Below are 434 nucleotides of genomic sequence, written 5' to 3' on the forward strand. Positions count from 1 at the left end.
GCTCAAGGCCGACGTCTGTGGCCTGGACCTCCACACCTCGGCAGAACCTGAGGCGGCGTGCCGGGGCGCGGCGGCGCTGGCCCTCGTCGCCGCCGGCGTCATCGACTCCATCGAGGACGCCGGCCGACTCCACCAGCCGCCCAGCCTTGTTTTCTACCCCCGTGACCACGCGCAGCGCACCGGAAGGTACACAGCTTTCGACGACACCCTGCGTCGCCTCTACGGGTCGGGGGCCACCGCCGCCGACCGAGCACCTCAATGATGGAAGGATCCGCAATGCTTATCTGCTGCTCGAGCCCGATGGTTCCCGGAGCATCCCTCACCGAGAAGGCCGAGCGACTGCACGATTGGGGCTACGACGCCATCGCCGTGTTCCAACCCGTCGAGGAGTGGGACGACGACGTCCGCCGCGAGCTCGGCCGGATCGAGGCGCG

The 434-nt window shown here is 69.1% G+C and carries 1 pseudogene; it reads left to right on the top strand.

Annotation, left to right across the window (positions count from 1 at the left end):
- A pseudogene (locus BN358_RS26430) lies at positions 1–262 on the top strand (hypothetical protein); the annotation flags it as partial.
- Positions 263–434: the final 172 nt, after the last annotated feature.

Origin of the sequence: Sedimentibacter sp. B4 (genome assembly GCF_000309315.1) — a bacterium.
GTDB classification, from domain to species: domain Bacteria; phylum Bacillota; class Clostridia; order Tissierellales; family Sedimentibacteraceae; genus Sedimentibacter; species Sedimentibacter saalensis.